The sequence below is a fragment of the Streptomyces sp. NPDC004539 genome, assembly GCF_040610055.1.
Taxonomy (GTDB): domain Bacteria; phylum Actinomycetota; class Actinomycetes; order Streptomycetales; family Streptomycetaceae; genus Streptomyces.
Window position 1 is genome coordinate 70,050 of record NZ_JBEXLS010000036.1, and the last position, 19,740, is coordinate 89,789.

Genomic DNA, 19,740 nt, shown 5'->3' on the forward strand with positions numbered 1-19,740 from the left:
ACCGCTTGCAGCAACAGGCCGGTTCCCTGTGACTCAGGTCACGGGAACCGGCCTTTGTCGTACGGACAGTCAGAGGGCGTGGACACGAATCTGCGAAGACGCATCCGTGCGGGGGACCACGACGCGTTCGGCGATCTCTTCGACGCCTGCGCGCGCTCCGTCTACAACCACGCGTACCGGCTGACCGGGGACTGGTCGAGCGCCGAGGACATCGTCTCGCTGACCTTCCTGGAGGCGTGGCGGCTACGGGTGTCACTGGACGAGGACGGCGGCTCGCTGCGCCCCTGGCTCCTCGGCATCGCGACCAACGTGACCCGTAATACCCGTAGGACCGCCCGCCGCCATGCCGCCGCGATGTCCCGGCTCCCTCCGGGCGAACCCGTAGGGGACTTCGCCGACGAGATCGCGGGCCGCCTCGACGACGCCGCCCAGCTCGCGCTCGTCCAGGAGGCGTTACGGCGGCTGCGGCGTCCGGAGCGGGAGGTGCTGGCCCTGTGCGTGTGGTCCGGCCTCGACTACGGGACGGCGGCGGAGGCGCTCGGCGTCCCCGTCGGGACCGTCCGCTCCCGCCTCTCCCGGGCCCGCAAGAAACTCGCGAAACATATGGAACCCCCGCATACCGCAGGACAGATGAAAGGTGACCGCACACCCGCGGTCAGGCCCCTGAGGGAGGGAAACCGATGACACAGCTTCCCGAGAGAGACCTTCCACCGGGCCGTCACCTACTCCTCAAGGAGCATCTGATGACCGAGACCCGGCGGACCCCGGCAACGGCCCCGTCCCGGAAGCGGCTGCGCCCCGTACTGCTGGCCGGCGCCGTCGCCGCGGCAGCCGCCGTCACCGTCGCCCTGCCGCCCACCCCGGACGACCCCTTCGTCCCGCCCGTCGCGAACGCCTCACCCGGCGTGGTCCAGCTCCTGGAGGACGCCGCGCTCGCCGCCGAGCACAGCGAACTCCGGGTGGACGGCGACCAGTTCACGTACGTCAGGAGCAAGAGCGCGTACGGGATCACCTCGCACGCCTGCACGCCGGTGACCGCGGGCCCTCTCCAGACCAGGGAGTTGTGGAAGTCCGTCGACGGCGCGAGCGAAGGGCTCCTGATCAGCACCGAGTTGGGCAGGCTCCCCATCGAGGGGGACTCAGACCCGGAGCCGACCGACCAGAACTACGACAACCTGAGGAAGCTCCCGACCGACCCCGACAAGATGCTGGCCTGGCTCTACAAGCACAAGGAAGGAGAGGGCCGCCCCGACGCCGACCTCGCCTTCGACCTGGCCGTACAGCTCCTCATCGAGTCCGTGATGCCCCCGAAGACCTCCGCCGCGCTCTACCGCGCCATGGCGAAGATCCCCGGCGTCGTCCTGGTGAACGACTCGGTGGACGCCGTCGGACGCCACGGCACCGCCGTCGGGTTCGTCCACAGCGACGCGCACGGCGCCTCCCGCCAGGAGATGATCTTCGATCCGAAGACCTGGAAGCTCCTCGGGGAGCGGGACGTCGTCCTCAAGGACTCCAGGACCAACCCGGGCGAGGTGTGCGACGGGATCATCAAGGCCGGGTCCGTCCAGGCCACCAGCGCCATCCTGGAACGCGCGATCGTCGACAAGCCCGGACAGCGCCCCTGACGCGCCCCCTAGGACCCTAGGACGGCGGCAGGCACTCCCTGGCCGGAGGCTTCCCCTCCGGCCAGGCGACGCGGACGAAGCGGTTGCCGCCCTCGGCGGTCAGCTCCACGATCGGTACGGCCTTGTCGTACGGGTTGCCGTGCGCGTCGAGGCAGATCCAGCCGCTGGCGCCGTCGACCCGCAACGAGCCTTTCACCTGGGGCCATTGGAGGCCGACGTCCGACAGCGGCGGGAGCGCGCCCCCCTCGGGGGTGGCCTCGCGGACGCCCTTGACGGCCAGCGTCATCGCGTCGTAGCCGATGATCAACTGGCCGTCCTGGAGGGCGACTTCGCCGATCGGCCCGACGGGCTCCCGCGCCGCGCGGGCGATCAGGTCGTTGAGGTTCTTCATGTCGGCGGCCGAACCGCCCGGCGTCCCCGGGGGAGTCGAGGCCCAGGTGTCGGGGTGGGCCAGCGCCGAGTAGCGGACGGAGAGGTTGCGGGTGAGGGCTGTGCGGTCGAGCCCCTTGTCGCCCTCCAGATAGGACCCCTCGTCCCCGGTCAGTACCGTGAACTTCCGGTCCTGGCAGCCTCGCGCGCCCAACGCGTTGATGAACTGCCGGAGTTGGATGTGCCGCCCGGCGAACAGGATCGTGTCCGTGCCCGGCGCCGTGTCGCAGACGAGGTGGGTGATCTGCCGGAAGGTGTTCGCGGTGGTCCCCTCCTGGCTCCGGTCGGCGGGCGGCGTGAACGGCTGCGGCTCGTACGGGGAACCCTTGATCAGCGCGGCGAACGAGTCCTGGAGGGTCCGCGTGTAGGGGTCGCCCGGCTTGTCGTACACGAGGAGCGCCTTGCCCGCGCCGACCTTCGCGAACGAGGCGAGCGCGCGGGCCTCGTCCGTGTTGGTGGGGGAGACCCGGGCGAGCCCGGGGAAGGGGTCCCGGCCGCCCTGCCCGTTGGCGAGATCGTCGGCGGTGATGGACGCGCCGACGACGGGGATGCCGCGCCGGGTCAGCTCGGCGACTGCCTTCTTGTTCGCCTCGGTGCTCGTCCCGACCCCGGTGACCGCCCGCAGCCGGTCCTTCGACTCCGTCATCGCCGCCAGCCGGTCCACCATCAGCTCCCAATGCCCGCTGGTGGCACCGGGGTTTGCCAGCACGAGCCGGATCGCCGGAGTCTGCCCGTTGGCCTCGTGGTTGGCCTGCCACTGCGCCAAGTAGGCGCCCTGCAACTCGTGTTGGACGTCCCGCAGGGTGGACGGCGCGGTCGCGGAGAACGGCAGCATCAGCGCGACGGTGACGTACGACCCCTCCTTCAGGGACTCGTTCTCCCGGGCGATCGCCCTGATGGCGTCCCGGAGTTCGGGCTTCCCGAAGTCGTACGACGACGCCGTCACCCCGACGCACTCGTCACTGCCCGCGGGCCGGGCGATCCCCGGCGCGCAGGAGCGGTCCTCCCGCAGCAGCACCCGGGTGCCGACCACGACCCCGGCCACCAGCGCGGCGGACACCAGGATCGTGACGTACCGGTAGAGCCGTATCTCCCACAGCTCGCGCAGCCATCTCGGCATCAGACGTCCCCCTCGTCGTCGTTCGGGAGGCTCAACGGCCGCCCGGCCAGCGCGTCCGAGGGCCACGCCCGGGACGCCGCGAAGAGCAGCGCGCCCCCGTCCGGGCGCAGGTCGGAGAGTTGTTCCAGCTCGAACCTGAGCCGGTCGCAGACGCGCGGGTCGGGCAGCACCAGCGGATCGCTCACCTGCCAGACCGCGTGCAGCAGCCGCCGCACCCGCAGGTGCAGCGCGGTGTTCTCCGGCGGGAGCCGGTCCGCCGTGTCCCGGCGGCCCAGCGCGACCGCCGCGCGCCGGTCCCGGTCCTCGGGGCCGAAGCAGGGCGCCGAGGCGACGAACCGCAGCGTGTCCAGCCACTCGCCGACCGGCGACGAGTGGAAGGTGTCCCGGAGTTCGGCGACCGCGCCGCCCGTGTCGCCGAGAGCCAGTTCGTGGTGGAGCCGGTAGACGGCCCGGCCGTCCGTGCGGTCCGTGTAGTGCCGGATCAACTCCTCATGGACGTCACGCCACTTGGTGCGGTGGTGCAGCCTCAGCAGCAGGAGCGTGCGGACGAACCGGTCGCCGACGAAGTGCCCCTGTTCGCGCGCGAGGCCCTCCGCCGTGAGCCGGTCGCGCAGTGTCCGCACGCCGGACGAGCCGAAGTCGTCCGGGAGTTGGGCGGCGGCCAGGGCGACGGCCGAGTCGTGGTCGTGGGCCGCCGCGAGGACCGTCAGCTCGTCGAGCCGGTCCGCCGGGACGAGGCGGCGCAGGAGTTCGCCGTACGCGGGGTACTGGTCCTCCTGGTCGTCGAGCTGGACGCGCTCGGTGAGCAGCCGCTCCAACGCGTGCGACTCCTGCGGGTGTTGGCGGGCGGCGGTCGCGGTGAGGACGATGCCGAGCGGGTTGCCGCCGGTCAGCCGGAGTACCGCGTGCGGGAGTTGGGGCGGGTAGGCGAAGTCGTCGCAGACCGCGCCGACGATGTGGAGGGTGTCGTCCGGGGAGAGCGGGGGCAGCGGGACGAGCAGCGCGCTGCGCAACGGCGGTAACGGGTGGGCGACTTCGACCAGCTCGTGCCGTACGGCCCCCTGCGGCACCCCCCTCCCGCGGACGGCCGCGACCACCACCGCCGGATCGGACGCCCCCTCCGCCCGGTCCCGCAGCACCGCGTCCAGGAACCCCTGCCCCGGCCCATCGCCCGCGTTGTCGAGGAGGACGACCGGGCGGCCGAGGCGGGTCAGATGGGAGCCGATGCCGGTGTAGCCCTCGGCGAGGTCGGCCAACAGGGCGCGCACCAGCCAGCGTTCGGCGTGCTCGCGCGAGGTGCCGCCCGCCCGGAAGTTCCCCGACAGCAGGAGCAGGCCCCGCTTGGCGTTGCCGCCCGCGTTCGGATAGGCCCGGTACCAGGTCGACGGGCGCTGCTCCTTGCGCGAGCCGACGCCCTCCGACAGGGCCTCCAGCGTCGCCTCGACGGCCGCCGCGAGATAGGGGCCCTGGCCGGTCGCGGCGGCGATCACCTTCGCGGCGACCCGCGCGGCCCAGCGGCCGGCCGCCGAGAAGCGCGAGCGGTGTTCGTTCAGGAGCAGGATGCGGGTCAGCTCGCGCCGGATGCGCTCGGAGTCGGAGCCGCCGCCCCACTCGCCGGCCCGCACCGCGACCAGCCCCGCCGTGAGCCTCGGGAACGTCAACTGGCCCGCCGCGCGCACCGGTTCGGTGAGCTGCTCGGCGAGGACCAGGAGGGCCTGCCAGAGCGGGGACCAGGACTCGGTGCTCTCCTCGTGCGGGGGCGCCGCGAACTGGGGCTCCTCGCAGTCGATCCGGGCGAGCGGGGTGCGCCTGCGGGGCTCGCCCCTGCGGGTGTGCTCGGTGTAGGCCGCCTCGATCTCGTCCAGCACCGCCGTCTTGCCGAGCCCCCGGCCGCCGCTCAGCACCAACACGGGCTGGACGCCGGGGTGTTCGGACTTGACGGCGAGGTGTTCGTACGGCCGCAGTCCGATCAGCCGGGGCAGCAGCCCGGGTGGCTCCACGTCGAACAGGGCGCCCCGTCCATGCAGTTGTCCGTGCACCACGCCTCCCCCCAGAGCGGTGGTCCTGTACTCAAGGGTAAGGACGGGAGGGAGGTACGGAACAGACTTCGGCGACAACGGCGTACAACAAACCCGAGGCCCGCCCAAACGGACGGACCCCGGATCGGTTCACCTCAACGGCTGGTCACCTCAAAGGCTGTTCACCTCGACGGCTCACGCCAGGTCGAAGCGGTCCAGCTCGGCGACCTTCACCCACGCGGCGACGAAGTCCTTGACGAACTTCTCCTTCGCGTCGTCGCTCGCGTACACCTCGGCGAGGGCGCGCAGCTCGGAGTTGGAGCCGAAGACCAGGTCGGCGCGGGTGCCGGTCCACTTGACCGCGCCGTCGACGCTGCCCTCGAACGCGGTCTGGGAGGCGTCGGTGCCCTTCCACGACGTGCCCAGGTCGAGCAGGTTGACGTAGAAGTCGTTCGACAGGACACCCGCGTTGTCCGTGAGGACGCCGGCCTTGGTCTCGCCGTGCGAGACGCCCAGCGCGCGCAATCCGCCGACCAGGACGGTCAGTTCGGGGGCGCTCAGGGTGAGCAGGTTCGCGCGGTCCAGCAGCAGGTACTCGGCGGGGAGGCGGTTGCCCTTGCCGTAGTAGTTGCGGAAACCGTCGGCGACCGGCTCAAGGGCCGCGAACGACTCGGTGTCCGTGTGCTCCTCGCCCGCGTCCACGCGGCCCGGGGTGAACGGCACCTCGACGTCGTACCCGCCGTCCTTCGCGGCCTTCTCCACCGCGGCGGCGCCGCCGAGGACGATGAGGTCCGCGATCGAGACCTTCTTCGCGCCCTGCGCGTCGAAGTCGGCCTTCACGCCCTCCAGGACACGCAGCACCTGGGCGAGCTGCTCGGGCTCGTTCGCCTCCCAGCTGCGCTGCGGCTCCAGGCGGATACGGGCGCCGTTGGCACCGCCGCGCTTGTCGCTGCCGCGGAACGTGGACGCCGACGCCCAGGCCACGGAGGCGAGCTGAGCGACCGTCAGGTCCGAGGCGAGGATCTTCGCCTTGAGCGCGGTGACGTCGGCGGCGTCGATCGCCTCGCCCTCGGCGGCCGGCAGCGGGTCCTGCCAGATCAGCGTCTCGGCGGGGACCTCCGGGCCCAGGTGGAGGGACTTCGGGCCGAGGTCACGGTGCGTCAGCTTGTACCAGGCGCGGGCGAACGCGTCCGCGAACTGGTCCGGGTTCTCCAGGAAGCGGCGGGAGATCGGCTCGTAGACCGGGTCGAAGCGCAGCGCCAGGTCCGACGTCAGCATGTTCGGCGCGATCTTCTTGTTCGGGTCGTGCGCCGAGGGGACCGTGCCCTCGCCCGCGCCGCCCTTCGGCTTCCACTGCTTGGCGCCGGCCGGGGACTCGGTCAGCTCCCACTCGAAGCTGAACAGGTTCCAGAAGAAGTTGTTCGACCACTTGGTGGGCGTCGAGGTCCAAGTGACCTCCAGGCCCGAGGAGATGGTGTCCGCGCCGTGGCCGGTGCCGTAGCTGTTCCGCCAGCCGAGACCCTGCTCCTCCATCGACGCGCCCTCGGGGGACTCGCCGACGTTCGGCCCGTCGGGGGCCGCGCCGTGGGTCTTGCCGAAGGTGTGGCCACCGGCGATGAGGGCGACGGTCTCCTCGTCGTTCATCGCCATGCGGCGGAACGTCTCGCGGATGTCGCGCGCGGAGGCCAGCGGGTCCGGATTGCCGTTGGGGCCCTCAGGGTTGACGTAGATGAGGCCCATCTGTACGGCGCCCAGGGGCTGTTCGAGCTCACGGTCGCCCGTGTAGCGCTGGTCGTCGAGCCACGTCGTCTCGGGACCCCAGTAGACGTCCTCCTCCGACTCCCAGACGTCCTCGCGGCCACCGGAGAAGCCGAACGTCGTGAAGCCCATGGACTCCAGCGCGACGTTCCCGGCGAGGATCATCAGGTCGGCCCAGGACAGGGACTGGCCGTACTTCTTCTTCACCGGCCACAGCAGGCGGCGGGCCTTGTCCAGGTTGACGTTGTCCGGCCAGGAGTTGAGCGGCGCGAAGCGCTGCTGGCCGGCGCCGGCGCCGCCGCGGCCGTCGCTGATGCGGTAGGTGCCCGCGGAGTGCCAGGCCATCCGGATCATGAACGGGCCGTAGTGCCCGAAGTCCGCCGGCCACCAGTCCTTCGAGTCCGTCAGGACGGCCTCGATGTCCTGCTTCACGGCGGGCAGGTCCAGCGCGTTGAACGCCTCGGCGTAGTCGAACTCCTCACCGAGCGGGTTCGCCACGGCCGGGTTCTTGGCCAGGATCTTCAGGTTGAGCCGCTCCGGCCACCACTGGCGGTTGCCGCCGCCCTGGGTCGGGTGCGAGGCGCGACCGCCGTGCGCCACCGGGCACTTTGCTTCTTCGGCGTTCTCGGACATGGGGGTTCCTTTCGAGTCTGAGCGACGGTCCGCGCTCAGGCAGCGCTGGAGGAGGCGGAACAGGCGGGGCACAGGCCCCAGTAGACGACCTCGGCCTCGTCGATCGTGAAGCCGTGGTCGTCGGCGGCGGTCAGGCAGGGGGCGTGGCCCACCGCGCAGTCCACGTCGACGACGGTCCCGCACGTCCTGCATATGAGGTGGTGGTGGTTGTCGCCGACGCGGCCCTCGAACCGGGCGGGGCTGCCGGCCGGCTCGATACGTCTGATGAGTCCGGCGGCGGTGAGCGCGTGCAGCGCCTCGTACACCGCCTGGACGGAGACATGACCCACGCGCTCGCGCACTCCGGTGGCGATCGCGTCGACGCCCAGGTGGTCGCCGGCGCGGACGGTGTCCAGCAGCGCGACCCGGGCGGCCGTCACCCGCAGGCCGGCGCCACGCAGCTCCTCGGCGGGGGTGGGGGTTCCGGATGCGGTCATGACGCCAACCTAACCCCATAAAGGCGAACGATTCAAGAAAAGGACACGTACAACTTTGGTGAGGGGGTGTGGAGGGTGTTACGGGAGGGGATACCTGAGGTTTACCCCTTTCGGGGCGTCGCCCCCGGAATCCGGCCGCCGGAGAGTGGACACATGGATCGGACGGCGCACGCGCGCACCTGGCTCGCCACCGCGCTGGAGGAGGCCCGGACCGGGCTGCGGGAGGGCGGCATCCCCATCGGCGCCGCGCTCTACGGCCCCGACGGCACCCTCCTCGGCCGGGGCCGCAACCGGCGCGTCCAGGACGACGACCCCTCGACGCACGCGGAGACCGCCGCCTTCCGCGCCGCCGGACGGCAGCGGTCGTACACGGGGACGACCATGGTCACCACCCTCTCGCCCTGCTGGTACTGCTCCGGACTGGTGAGACAGTTCGGGATCTCGCGCGTCGTCGTCGGGGAGGCGGTGACGTTCTCCGGCGGCCACGACTGGCTGGCGGCGAACGGGGTCGAGATCGTGCTGCTCGACGACGCGGAGTGCGTGGCTCTCATGACCGACTTCATCGCGAAGAACCCGGCCCTGTGGAACGAGGACATCGGTGAGTAGTACCCCTAGTACTTTCGGTGAGACCTGCGGTGAGGCCCCCCTCGTCCCCACGATCGATCTCCGCCCCTGGACGCAGGGCGGCCCCGAGACCCGCCGGGAGATCGCCCGTACGGTCGACGAGGCGCTCCAGAGCGCCGGGTTCCTCCTGGTCACCGGGCACGGGGTGGACCCCGGACTGCGCGCCCGGGTGCGAGCGGCGGCGCGGGAGTTCTTCCTGCTCCCGACAGCGGCCAAGGAGCCGTACGCCGCACGCGTCGGCGGACGCGGCTGGCTCGCGCAGGGCGCCGAGGCCAACGGCTACTCCGAGGGCACCGAGACCCCGCCCGACCTCAAGGAGTCGCTGACGTTCGCCAACGACCTGCCCTACGACGACCCCGCCGTCGACGCCGAGTGGTGCGCGCCGAACGTCTGGCCCCGGGAGGTGCCGGAACTCCGGACGGCGGGCGAGGAGTACCTCGGCCGGATGGCGGCGCTGGAGAAGGAGCTGCTGTCGCTGCTGGGCGAGGCGCTGGGCCTCGAACCCGACTTCTTCAGCCGCCACATGGCCCACCCGACCTACGGCTTCAACATCAACTGGTACCCCGGCACCGAGGTCGTCGGCACCCCCCGGCCCGGCCAGTTCCGGATCGGCCCGCACACCGACTTCGGCACGGTGACGATCCTCGACCGGCAGGCCGGCAAGGGCGGCCTCCAGATCTGGACGGACACCGACGGCTGGACGGACGCGCCGTACGACCCCGCCGCGCTGACTGTCAACATCGGTGACCTGATGGCCCGTTGGACCGGCGACCGGTGGCGCTCCGGCCGCCACCGGGTCCTCCCGCCGCCGGCCGACGTCCCCGCCGAGGAGCTGATGTCCCTCGTCTACTTCGGCGAGTGCACCCCGGGTACGCGGGTGGAGTCGGTGCCGGCGCCGGTGGGGCGGGTGGCGTACGAACCCGTCGACTCCCACGTGTACTTGAGGGGGAAGCTGGACTCGATCACGGTGAAGTGAGCGGGTTCGTACGGGACTTGGCCGGGGTGTCGGCTCAGCCGCGCGCGGCCACCGGGACCGGGCCCACGGTCGCCGCCAAGTGCGGGGGCAGGTCCATGAGTTCGACGCCCTCCTGCTCGTCGGGGTCGGTGCGGGCGACGAGGACGACCAGGTCGGCGGGGCCGCGGTTGACGGGGAGGTGGGGGGTGTCCGGCGGGACGTAGATGTAGTCGCCCGCGCCGAGGAAGACCTGTTCCGTCAGGTCGGGGCCGTGCCAGACCTCCACCTCTCCGGACACGATGAAGATCGCCGACTCGTGCCCGGCGTGCACGTGCGGTACCCCGCGGGTCCCGGGCGGCAGCACCAGGCGGTGCAGACACAGCCCGCGCGCACCGGCCGACTGCGCGGACACGCCCGCCGCGAAACTGCCGCCCTGCTTGCCTTCGTAACCGCCGCCTCTGACGACGACGCACATCTCGCTCATACCGGTCAGTCGACCCTGTCGGGGCGGGTTTGGACAGCGGGCGAACGGGTGAACGGCGTGTACGCGGGGTGACGCGGGGTCGGGGTGCTGCGGGCTCGGGGTTGTGCGGGCTCGGTGGGGTGACGTGGGCTCGGCGGGGTGGTGCGGGCTCGGCGGGGCGGTGCGGGCTCAGGCGCCCTCGCCCCGGCCCGGTGGGTCCCCGGGGCGTTCCGGCTGCCCGGGTTCGTCCTGCCGGAGTTCCTCCAGGTCGTCGAGGAGGGACAGGAGGGGGCGGCGGGTGAGGACCGCGTTGTGCTCGATGTGGACCGTCGCGAGGGTCGAGAGGTTGACGGAGAGGAGGCGCAGGCCGTCCGTCCCGTACTCCTTGAGGACCAGGTCGACGGCGCGGGCGGCGCGGGCCGCGACGCGTTCCTCGGGGAACAGCCCGACGGTGTGGCGCAGGAGTTCCAGGGTGATGCGGGAGATGTCGGGGAGGATCTTCATGAGCCGTACGGAGTCCGACTCCTCCTCGACGCTCCAGTCCTCGTCGTCCCAAGCGCTGCTCAGATCCAGCCCCATGGCCGCCCTCCCGCTCGCCCTGCCCGTCGCCTCGGACCGTACGCCCGAATTCCCCCCGGGCCGCGGGAAGTTCGAGATTTGCTCGCCGGACGAAAGAAAGCTTTCCGCTCTGGACAATTACCGGCGAATTTTGACACGGTGGAACGCGCCGGCCGAGAGGGCGATACCCGCCCCCATTCCACCCCGCCGCGCAATTCCCTCCTGCCGCCCGAGATTTGGAGTTCCCGCATGTCTCTCGCCGACTACACCACCCACAGTCCGTACAGCACCCCCGGTGAACTGGCCCATCTGTACGAGGGCCTGCCCCGGGACCCCGCCCGACTCGCGCGCCTCGTCAGGGACTTGCTCATCCATCGCGGCGAAGGCCCCCTGTTCTCCTACGAAATCCCCGAAACCCGCCTCCACGACGACGCCGAAACCCGTTACGTGGACGGCATCCTGGAAATCCTCGCCGCCCGCTCGGAATCCCCCCTGAGCGAACCCCGCCCGCCGGCCACCCGATTCGTCGGCGTCTGCCGGGACTTCGCCCTCCTGCACTGCTCCCTCCTGCGCCACACCGGCACCCCCGCCCGTATCCGCTCCGGCTTCGCCGACTACTTCGCCACCGACGGCTTCCACGGCGACCACGTGGTCACCGAGTACTGGGACGCCTCCCGCAGCGCCTGGCGGCTGGCCGACGCCCAGCTCACCGACCCCGAGATCACCCGCCACTGGAACGCCGCCTTCGACCCGACGGACGTCCCCCGCACCCGCTTCCGCACCGCCGCCCAGGCGTGGCGCATGATCCGCGAACAGGGCGCCGACCACCGGGAGTTCGGCCTCCACACCCCGGACGAGGGCCCCCTCTGGGGCGAACGCTTCGTCGCCGGCAACGTCCGTCTCGACCTCGCCGCCCTGAACAAGGTCGAGACCCTCTTGTGGGACGTCTGGGGCGCGGACCACACCGGCACCGGCCACCAGGACGCCGCCCGCCAGGACCAGACCCTCGACGCCGAGGCCCGCGCGCTGTACGACCGTGCCGCCGCCGTCATCTCCGCCGACGAGATCCCGTACGCCGAGGCCCGCGCCCTCTTCACCGAGGACGACACCCTGCGCACCCCGGACACGGTCCTGTGCCTGGCCCCCTACAACGGCCCGAGCCTCGTCACCCTCAGGAGCTAGGCCACACGACCTAGTACCTCAGCTCGCCAGCTCGTCGTACGTCCCGGACCCCGCGGGAGAGGGTTCCGGGGCGACCGTCGGCTCGTCGTTCCCGGACCCTGGGGTGGCCTCGGGGTCGTACGTGGCCGAGGCGGAGCCCGTGTCCTCGGGGACCGGCTCGGGGCTCACGTCGGCCGCGAGGTCGGGGCTGTCGGGGCTGACCGAGAACGCCGTGTCCCCGGCGACCGCGATGATCGCGTCCCCGACCAGCACCAGATTCGGTACGACGTTCTCCGGCGCCCCCGCCGGGTCCTGGAGCTTGTCCGTCGTCCACGCCACGGACCCCGTCGCACGGTCGAGGGAGAGCAGCCGGCCGTACCGGTTGACGAGGATGAGGTTGCCGTACGTCTCCAGCCAGACCGGCTTCGACAGGTTCTCCACCTGCGTGTCCGACTGCCACTCCAGCGTTCCGTCGGCCGCGGTGAACGCCGTCGCGGTGCCGTCCGGGCGGACGAAGTACACGGTCGTGTCGATGAGCGTCGCCGTACCGCGCACGGTCTCGTCGAGGGCCGTGCGCGTGACGGTCCCGCTCGCCGGGTCGACCCGCAGGACCGCCGTGTACGGCTCGTCGAGACCGGCGAGCGACTGCGGCTCAGGGTTCTCCGGCTCCGCGAACAGGGGCTTGCCCTCCAGGACCCCCAGGGGTACGACCCCGGCGGGCAGCGTGGTGAGCTCCTCCGAGTCCTCCTCGCCGAGCCGCAGCAGGCTCCACCGGCCCTTGGCGGGATCGTCCGGGTCCCGGCAGAGCCCGTAGGAGGCGTCCCCTAGTACCAGCGGGGTGCACCGGGTCCCCGACGTCGACGTCTTCGTGGACACCCGCCACAGGTCCTTGCCCGTCTTCGCGTCGATCCCGATCAGCTGACGGTGATCGACCGACAGCGCGAGGAGTCCGCCGTCGAACAGGACCGCCTGCTCGGTCGCGTCGGCGGACCGCGACCAGCGCCGCTCGCCCGTCGCGGCGTCCAGCGCGGTCACCTGCCACTCCGAGGTGTCCGTCCCGGACTCCGTACCGGTGCCCGAGTCCGCCGTATCCGAGTCCGCGGTGCCCGGGCTCTCGGAGTCCGAGCTCTCCGCGTCCGGGTTCTCGTAGACGTACACGAGCCCGTCCCGCACCCCGATCGGTCGTGCGGCCTGCGGGGATATGCCGAACCGCCACTTCACGTGCCCCGTCGCGGCGTCCAGCCCGGCGACCGTGAAACCGGTGCCGGTGCAGTACACGGCCGTCTTGTCGGCGACGCAGCCGTGCCGGTCGAGTGTGGACATCCGGTTCTGGTCGGCGACGGTCACCGCCCGGGTGAGGTCCGCGCGCCAGGGCAACCAGCCCTCGGGCAGGGTCAGTTGGGGGGTGTCGACGACGTCGGCCGATCCGGAGGAGCCGGAGTTGTCCGCGTACAGGGACCACGCCACGGCCGACATGCCGACGAGCCCGACGGCCAGGGCGAGCAGGAGACGCCGTGCGGGACGGCGCCGGCCGCCGCGGGGCGGGGCCGGTCTGCGCCGCCGCATCGGGAGCGCGAACCGGCGCCGCCGGTCCGTCCCGACCGCGTGCGTGACGGCGTCGTACGCGATCCCCTCCGGCTCGGTCGGGTCGCCCGGCAGCGGGGCGGGGGCGGGCGGCCGGGTGTCCGGGAGGGTCTTGAACAGCCGCTGGAGTTCCGTGAGTTGGGGCCGGTCCGCCGGGTCCTTCGCCAGACAGCGTTCGACGATGCTCCGCAGCGGTTCGGTCACGCCGTCCAACGACGGTTCCTCGTGCATGACTTGATATACCGTCAGATACGGGCTCTCGCCGTCGAACGGGCGCGTCCCCGTCGCCGCGTACACCAGCAGCGAGGCCAGCGAGAAGACGTCCGAGGCGGCGGTCACGTCCCGGGGGGAGGTGAACTGCTCGGGGGACATGAAGGGCGGGGTGCCCATCAGGCGGCCGGTGATGGTCAGCGTCTGGTTGTCGGCGGCGCGGGAGATGCCGAAGTCGATGACACGCGGGCCGTCCTCGGCCATCAGGACGTTGCTCGGCTTCAGGTCCCGGTGCACGACCCCGGCCCGGTGGATGTCCCGCAGCGCCTCGGTCAGACCGAGCGCCAGGACCCTCAACTCCCGCCCGCCGAGCGGTCCTTGGTCGGCGACCACCTCGGAGAGCGTGCGGCCCGGCACGTACAGCGTCGCCATCCACGGCACCTCGGCGTCCGGGTCCGCGTCCACCACCGGCGCCGTGAACGCGCCGCTGACCCGGCGGGCCGCCGCGACCTCCTGGCGGAAACGGGCCCGGAACTCCTCGTCCGTCGCGTACTGCGCGTGCACGACCTTCACCGCGACCTGCCGGCCCGACGCCGAGTGCGCCAGGTGGACGACTCCCATGCCACCGCTGCCCAGCCGGTCGACGAGCGTGTACCCGCCGATGGACACGACGGACCCCGATTCCCCGCTGCTCGGCGGCATGTACGGTCGCCCTTCCCGAAGATCCTTGTGTCCCTTGGGTGTTGCAGGGACATCAGCCTAGGGGGTGGGGGGTCGAGGGCGGGTGAGGGGAGCGTCTCCGGGCGGCGGCGGGGTGGGGGCGTGCCGTGCGGGGGGCTTTCGGGCAGCGGTGCCCGGGTGTCTTCCGGCGGGGCTCCGGCGCCCTCAGCCCATGTCCGCCCCGCGCCGCCCGCGCCGATGCCCTCAGCCCATGTCCGCCCCGCGTCCCGCCCGCTTCGCCGCCCTCAGCCCCCGTCCGCCTCGCGCGCCGCCCGCTCCAGCCGGTCCCGGTACCCCTCCCACCAACTCGCCCCGCCCTCGGCCAGGTTGGACTTGTCGGCCAGGTATCCGACCGAGCCGTCGAGCAGTTCGCGGACGATGTCGGCGTGGCCCGCGTGCCGGTTCGTGTCGGCGCAGACGCGGGCCAGGATGTGGTGCAGGGTGGTCGCCCGGCGCTCCTGCGGCCACCAGGGGACGAACCCGACCGCGTCGAGGGGGAGTTCGGCGACCGTCTCGCCGGTGTGGGCCCAGGCGGCGCGGTACAGGCCGACGACGTCCGCACGGGACTCGTCCGGCGTCGCCCACATGTCCGCGTTCTCGTCGGGCTCGCGGGTGTACCACCAGGACGGCGGGCCCGAGGTGAAGTAGGGGCGCCCGAACGTGTCGCCGAAATAGCCGAGTTCGATGCCGGCGCAGTGCTTCACCAGCCCCAGCAGGTTCGTGCCGGTCGGGGTGAGGGGGCGGCGTACGTCGTACTCGGAGAGCCCTTCGAGCTTCCACAGCAGGGAGTCGCGGGCCTCCTGCAAGTACCGCAGCAGGTCCGCCTTCGGGTCCGGAACAGTCGTGTCTGCCATGGGCCGAAGCCTGCCACCGGGCACTGACAACGCCCGTCGCCGACGCCCGCCGCCGACGCCGCCGGTGCTGCCCCGGAAGGGTTCAGTCGCCGTCCTTCTTCGGCTCCTCGCCGCCCTCCTTGGCCTCCTTGCCCCGCAACTCCTCCTCGCGGCGCCGCAGATCGGCCTCCCACTCCTTGAGCAGCGCCTCGTCCTTCTTGTTCTCCTCCTTGAGGGAGTTCAGGAACTCGGGGTTGTCGTCGGGCGCCACCCATGCCCGGCGCTCGCCCCGCTGCCAATCGGAGGGGGAGCGGCCACCGGCCGCGGCCGTGCGCACCTTGCCCGTGACGAGCCAGGCGATCGAGCCCGCCAGCGGGAACAGCAGGATGATGAAGACCCAGGCGACCTTCGGCAGATGCCGCACCTCGTCCTCGGGCGTGTTCAGGCAGTCGATGAACGCGAAGATCATCAGCGCCAGCGGAACCAGGAACAACAGCAGTCTGAGCATCGGGCGGGTTCCCCCAGGAGGCGGCGTCGGGACCCGGTGGCCCCGGTGACGGGGCCAGGGTAACGGTTTTGGAAAATCCGGCGCAGGGGGCGGGCACACCCATAGGTACTACGGGCCGGTACCGCAGGTACTACGGGTACGACGGGCCCCTGCGCGGGTCCGCCGGGCGCCTCGGCGATACTGGGACGCATGGCTTACGACGATCTTCGCTCCCTGCTCAGGGCCCTGGAACGCGAGGGCGACCTCAAGCGCGTGAAAGCCGAGGTAGACCCCTATCTGGAGGTCGGGGAGATCGTCGACCGCGTCCAGAAGGCCGGCGGCCCCGCCCTCCTCTTCGAGAACGTCAAGGGCTCGGCGATGCCGCTGGCCATGAACGTCTTCGGAACCGACCGCCGCCTCCTCAAGGCCCTCGGCCTCAAGTCGTACGGGGAGATCTCCGGGAAGATCGGCGGCCTGCTCCGCCCCGAGCTGCCCCAGGGCTTCATCGGCGTACGGGAAGCCTTCGGGAAACTCGGCGCGATGACCCACGTACCGCCGAGGAAGGTCAAGGAGGCGCCGGTCCAGGAAGTAGTACTCCAGGGTGACGACGTCGACTTGGAGCAGCTCCCCGCGCTCTTCACCTGGCCGAAGGACGGCGGCTCCTTCTTCAACCTGGGCCTGACCCACACGAAGGACCCCGAGAGCGGCGTACGCAACCTCGGGCTCTACCGCCTCCAGCGCCACGACAAGCGCACCATCGGCATGCACTGGCAGATCCACAAGGACAGCCGCAACCACTACCAGGTCGCGGCCCGCAAGGGTGAGAAGCTGCCGGTCGCGATCGCCTTCGGCTGCCCGCCCGCCGTGACGTACGCCTCCACCGCCCCCCTGCCGGGTGACATCGACGAGTACCTCTTCGCCGGGTTCCTCGCGGGCAAGCGGATCGAGATGGTCGACTGCAAGACCGTCCCCCTCCAGGTCCCCGCCAACGCGGAGGTGGTACTTGAGGGCTGGCTGGAGCCGGGCGAGATGCTCCCCGAGGGGCCCTTCGGGGACCACACCGGGTTCTACACCCCGCAGGAGCCGTTCCCCGCGCTGACGATCGACTGCGTGACGATGCGGAAGCGACCGCTGCTCCAGTCCATCGTCGTGGGGCGGCCCCCCACCGAGGACGGACCGCTGGGCCGGGCCACGGAGCGGTTCTTCCTGCCCCTGCTGAAGATCATCGTCCCGGACATCGTGGACTACCACCTGCCCGAGGCCGGCGGCTTCCACAACTGCGCGATCGTCTCCATCGACAAGAAGTACCCCAAGCACGCGCAGAAGGTGATGCACGCGATCTGGGGCGCCCACATGATGTCCCTGACGAAGCTGATCGTCGTCGTCGACTCCGACTGCGACGTCCACGACCTGCACGAAGTCGCCTGGCGGGCCCTCGGAAACACGGACTACGCGCGCGACCTCAGCATCGTGGAAGGCCCCGTCGACCATCTCGACCACGCCTCCTACCAGCAGTTCTGGGGCGGCAAGGCCGGTATCGACGCGACGAAGAAGTGGCCCGAGGAGGGCTACACCCGCGACGGCGGCTGGCCGGAGATGGTCCTGTCGGACCCGGAGACGGCGGCGACGGTGGACCGCCGCTGGAAGGAGTACGGGCTGTGAGAGTGGCGAGCGGGTACTACGGGGCGGTGGCTCCCGAGAGGGATGCGGGGTACGGGCTGTGAGCAGCGCCTCCGCCGCGATCCCCCAGCCGGGGCGTACGAAAGCCTTCCTGCGCCTCGTGATGATCGAGCACTCGGTCTTCGCGCTGCCCTTCGCGTACATCGCCGCCCTCACCGCGATGTTCCAGCTCGACCGGAACATGCACTGGGGCCGGCTCCTGCTGGTCACGGTCTGCATGGTCGGCCTGCGGACGTTCGCGATGGCCGTCAACCGGATCATCGACCGCGAGATCGACGCACGTAACCCGCGTACGGCCCACCGCGAGCTGGTGACGGGCGCGATGTCGGTACGGCACGCGTGGACGGGCGCGCTGATCGCGCTGGTGATCTTCCTCGGCTCGGCGGCTCTCCTGAACCCGCTCTGCCTGGCGCTCGCGCCGGTCGCCGTCATCCCGATGGTCGTATACCCGTACGGCAAAAGGTTCACGAACTACCCGCAGGCCATCCTCGGTCTCGCCCAGGCGATGGGCCCGATCGGCGGCTGGCTCGCGATCACCGGCGAGTGGTCCTGGGACGCGGTGATCCTCGGCCTCGCGGTCGGCATCTGGATCGGCGGCTTCGACCTCATCTACGCGTGCCAGGACATCGACACGGACCGCGAGACCGGCGTCCTGTCGGTCCCGGCCCGCTTCGGCGTCCCCGCCGCGATCTGGTCGGCCCGCGCCTGCCACGCCCTCACGACCGCCCTGTTCGTCTGGTACGCCCTGGCCACCGACGCCGGCGCCTTCTTCTGGCTCGGCCTGCTGATCGTCGCGGGCGCCTTCGTCTACGAACACACCATCGTCCGCCCCCACGACCTCACCCGCCTCAACCGCGCCTTCTTCTCGGTCAACGGCTTCATCGGCATCGCCCTGTTCGTCTGCGCGCTGCTGGATCTGCTGGTGAGGGGTCTGACGGTCTGAGCGGGGTCCGGCGTGCGAGTTACGCCGGTACCCCGTACCAGGGGAGTAGTACCCGTCGACCGCAAGGCACCCGGCCGGTCCTGAGGCTCTCCATGCCCGCCGGTACGCTCGGGGTGTGAACGCAGGAGAAACGCAGCGCGTGCCTTGGATCGTGGGGGTGTCGGGGGCGTCGGGGACGCCGTACGCCGGCGCTGTCCTGCGGGCGTTGCTGGCAGCGGGCGAGAGTGTCGACCTCGTCGTCAGCCGGGCCTCGCGGCTCACCCTGCTGGACGAGACGGGGATCTCGTTCCGGGACGGGCACTGGCGCGAGGACCTGGGGGAGTGGCTCTCGCGGGGGGCGGACGGCAAACCCGGGAGCTACGAGGTCGAGCTGAGCGGCGTACGGTACTGGGCCGCCGGCGACCTCGCCGCGGGCCCGTCCTCGGGGTCGTACCCCTCCAGAGGGATGATCATCGTGCCCGCCTCCACGGCCTGCGTCGCGGGAGTCGCCCTCGGTCTCTCCAAGGACCTCCTCCAGCGGGCCGCGAGCGTCGTCCTCAAGGAGCGCCGGCCCCTGGTCGTCGCGGTCAGGGAGACCCCGCTGAACGGCCAGACCCTGCGCCACCTCGTCACCCTGGACGACGCCGGCGCGAGCGTGGTCCCCACCTCGCCCGCCTTCTACGCCGGCGCCACCCACATCCAGGACCTGGTCGACTTCGTCGCCGGCCGGGTACTGGACTCGGCGGGCGTGCCCCACGGCCTCTACCGGCGCTGGAAGGGCGAACTCGGCGCCGGGGGCGCACGCGCCGACTGAGCGCCCCCCGCACGTACCAGGCGGCGCCGGAGATTCTTGGGGGAGTCTCCGCGCCGGCACATTTCAGGAACCTCGCAGATCCCTTCGCGCGCGGAGGGATCTCTCATCGGAAGGCGCTAATCGCATGGACGCGGTGGACAGGCAGCTCATCCAGGCCCTGAGAGAGAACGGCCGGGCCTCCTACGCGGAGCTGGGACGCCTCGTCGGCCTGTCGGGACCCAGCGTCACCGACCGCATCAACCGGCTGGAGGCGGCCGGCGTCATCACCGGCTACCGGGCGACGGTCGACGCCGCCTCCCTCGGCCTCGGCGTCACCGCCCTCATCGGCATCTCCCTCTCCGACGCCGCCGACCACGAGGACGTCGCCCGCCGGCTCAAGGACTTCGGCGAGATCGAGGACTGCTGGTTCATCGCCGGCGACGACTCGTTCATGCTCAAGGTCCGCGCGGGCGACGTCGACGGCCTGGAGCGCATCATCCGGCGCCTCTCGGGGACGAAGGGCGTCTCCCGTACCCGTACGACCATCGTCCTCTCCACGAAGTGGGAGAACCGGGTGGGGGACCTCCCCGAGGAGGTCTAGGAGTTGTCTTCAAAGGTCACGCCCACATCAGGAGTGAGGCAAGGGTGACGGCGGCCTGGTAGGACTCGGCGGTCTTCTCGTAGCGGGTCG

Annotated in this window: 18 protein-coding genes; 9 read left to right on the plus strand and 9 right to left on the minus strand. The window is 71.4% G+C overall.

The window, feature by feature from the left end; all coding sequences use genetic code 11:
• Positions 1-78: 78 nt before the first annotated feature.
• Together ABZX85_RS44925 and ABZX85_RS44930 are read left to right on the plus strand one after the other, a co-directional pair.
• Positions 79-684, plus strand: coding sequence for an RNA polymerase sigma factor (locus ABZX85_RS44925; protein WP_355883269.1), 606 nt, complete (start codon positions 79-81; stop codon positions 682-684).
• Entirely contained in the window at positions 681-1,625 is a 945-nt protein-coding gene (locus ABZX85_RS44930) for a CU044_5270 family protein (RefSeq protein ID WP_355883272.1), read from the plus strand. Before ABZX85_RS44925 ends, ABZX85_RS44930 begins: the two co-directional genes overlap by 4 nt.
• 16 nt (positions 1,626-1,641) lie before the next feature.
• On the opposite strand, the gene ABZX85_RS44935 is transcribed toward ABZX85_RS44930, so the two are convergent.
• The 4 genes from ABZX85_RS44935 to ABZX85_RS44950 all read right to left on the minus strand — a co-directional run bounded on the left by ABZX85_RS44935 (position 1,642) and on the right by ABZX85_RS44950 (position 8,059).
• On the minus strand, positions 1,642-3,174 hold the full coding sequence (locus ABZX85_RS44935) for a hypothetical protein (RefSeq protein ID WP_355883274.1): 1,533 nt from the start codon (positions 3,172-3,174) through the stop codon (positions 1,642-1,644).
• Complete coding sequence (locus tag ABZX85_RS44940; protein ID WP_355883277.1) at positions 3,174-5,216, minus strand: hypothetical protein; 2,043 nt, start codon at positions 5,214-5,216, stop codon at positions 3,174-3,176. Before ABZX85_RS44940 ends, ABZX85_RS44935 begins: the two co-directional genes overlap by 1 nt.
• 171 nt (positions 5,217-5,387) lie before the next feature.
• Positions 5,388-7,583: a catalase/peroxidase HPI gene (gene katG, locus ABZX85_RS44945; protein WP_355883280.1), complete on the minus strand. Its 2,196-nt coding sequence runs from the start codon at positions 7,581-7,583 to the stop codon at positions 5,388-5,390.
• Positions 7,584-7,618: 35 nt separating this feature from the next.
• Positions 7,619-8,059 (minus strand): Fur family transcriptional regulator, encoded by a 441-nt coding sequence (locus ABZX85_RS44950; RefSeq protein ID WP_355883283.1) that lies wholly within the window; start codon positions 8,057-8,059, stop codon positions 7,619-7,621.
• 153 nt (positions 8,060-8,212) lie between these two features.
• Between ABZX85_RS44950 and ABZX85_RS44955 the strand changes: the two genes are divergently transcribed.
• Together ABZX85_RS44955 and ABZX85_RS44960 are read left to right on the plus strand one after the other, a co-directional pair.
• Positions 8,213-8,665 carry a nucleoside deaminase gene (locus ABZX85_RS44955; protein WP_355883286.1) on the plus strand — a complete coding sequence of 151 codons (453 nt, stop codon included), beginning with the start codon at positions 8,213-8,215 and terminating at the stop codon, positions 8,663-8,665.
• The gene (locus ABZX85_RS44960) at positions 8,658-9,659 is read left to right on the plus strand and encodes a 2-oxoglutarate and iron-dependent oxygenase domain-containing protein (RefSeq protein ID WP_355883288.1); all 1,002 of its coding nucleotides are present in this window, start codon (positions 8,658-8,660) and stop codon (positions 9,657-9,659) included. Before ABZX85_RS44955 ends, ABZX85_RS44960 begins: the two co-directional genes overlap by 8 nt.
• A 34-nt stretch (positions 9,660-9,693) precedes the next feature.
• Here the strand turns inward: ABZX85_RS44960 and ABZX85_RS44965 are convergent, their stop codons facing one another.
• Positions 9,694-10,122, minus strand: a complete 429-nt coding sequence (locus tag ABZX85_RS44965; RefSeq protein WP_355883291.1) for a cupin domain-containing protein — start codon at positions 10,120-10,122, stop codon at positions 9,694-9,696.
• A gap of 168 nt (positions 10,123-10,290) precedes the next feature.
• Positions 10,291-10,680 carry a hypothetical protein gene (locus ABZX85_RS44970; protein WP_355883294.1) on the minus strand — a complete coding sequence of 130 codons (390 nt, stop codon included), beginning with the start codon at positions 10,678-10,680 and terminating at the stop codon, positions 10,291-10,293.
• A 228-nt stretch (positions 10,681-10,908) separates the two neighbouring features.
• Here ABZX85_RS44970 and ABZX85_RS44975 point away from each other — a divergent pair, with 228 nt between their 5' ends.
• Positions 10,909-11,841, plus strand: a complete 933-nt coding sequence (locus ABZX85_RS44975; RefSeq protein ID WP_355883296.1) for a transglutaminase-like domain-containing protein — start codon at positions 10,909-10,911, stop codon at positions 11,839-11,841.
• A gap of 18 nt (positions 11,842-11,859) precedes the next feature.
• Here the strand turns inward: ABZX85_RS44975 and ABZX85_RS44980 are convergent, their stop codons facing one another.
• The 3 genes from ABZX85_RS44980 to ABZX85_RS44990 form a co-directional block, all read right to left on the minus strand.
• Positions 11,860-14,316 (minus strand): PQQ-binding-like beta-propeller repeat protein, encoded by a 2,457-nt coding sequence (locus tag ABZX85_RS44980; RefSeq protein WP_355883299.1) that lies wholly within the window; start codon positions 14,314-14,316, stop codon positions 11,860-11,862.
• 263 nt (positions 14,317-14,579) lie between these two features.
• A complete protein-coding gene (locus ABZX85_RS44985; RefSeq protein WP_355883302.1) occupies positions 14,580-15,188 on the minus strand; it encodes a DinB family protein in 609 nt (202 codons plus the stop codon).
• A gap of 82 nt (positions 15,189-15,270) precedes the next feature.
• On the minus strand, positions 15,271-15,675 hold the full coding sequence (locus tag ABZX85_RS44990; protein WP_355883305.1) for a PLDc N-terminal domain-containing protein: 405 nt from the start codon (positions 15,673-15,675) through the stop codon (positions 15,271-15,273).
• A gap of 189 nt (positions 15,676-15,864) precedes the next feature.
• Between ABZX85_RS44990 and ABZX85_RS44995 the strand changes: the two genes are divergently transcribed.
• From ABZX85_RS44995 to ABZX85_RS45010, 4 genes are all read left to right on the plus strand, one after another.
• Positions 15,865-17,316 (plus strand): menaquinone biosynthesis decarboxylase, encoded by a 1,452-nt coding sequence (locus ABZX85_RS44995; protein ID WP_355883308.1) that lies wholly within the window; start codon positions 15,865-15,867, stop codon positions 17,314-17,316.
• A gap of 58 nt (positions 17,317-17,374) precedes the next feature.
• Positions 17,375-18,277 (plus strand): menaquinone biosynthesis prenyltransferase MqnP, encoded by a 903-nt coding sequence (mqnP, locus tag ABZX85_RS45000; protein WP_355883311.1) that lies wholly within the window; start codon positions 17,375-17,377, stop codon positions 18,275-18,277.
• Between the two features lie 139 nt (positions 18,278-18,416).
• Complete coding sequence (locus tag ABZX85_RS45005) at positions 18,417-19,070, plus strand: UbiX family flavin prenyltransferase (RefSeq protein WP_355883324.1); 654 nt, start codon at positions 18,417-18,419, stop codon at positions 19,068-19,070.
• Between the two features lie 124 nt (positions 19,071-19,194).
• A complete protein-coding gene (locus ABZX85_RS45010; protein WP_355883314.1) occupies positions 19,195-19,650 on the plus strand; it encodes an Lrp/AsnC family transcriptional regulator in 456 nt (151 codons plus the stop codon).
• The last annotated feature ends 90 nt before the right edge of the window (positions 19,651-19,740 follow it).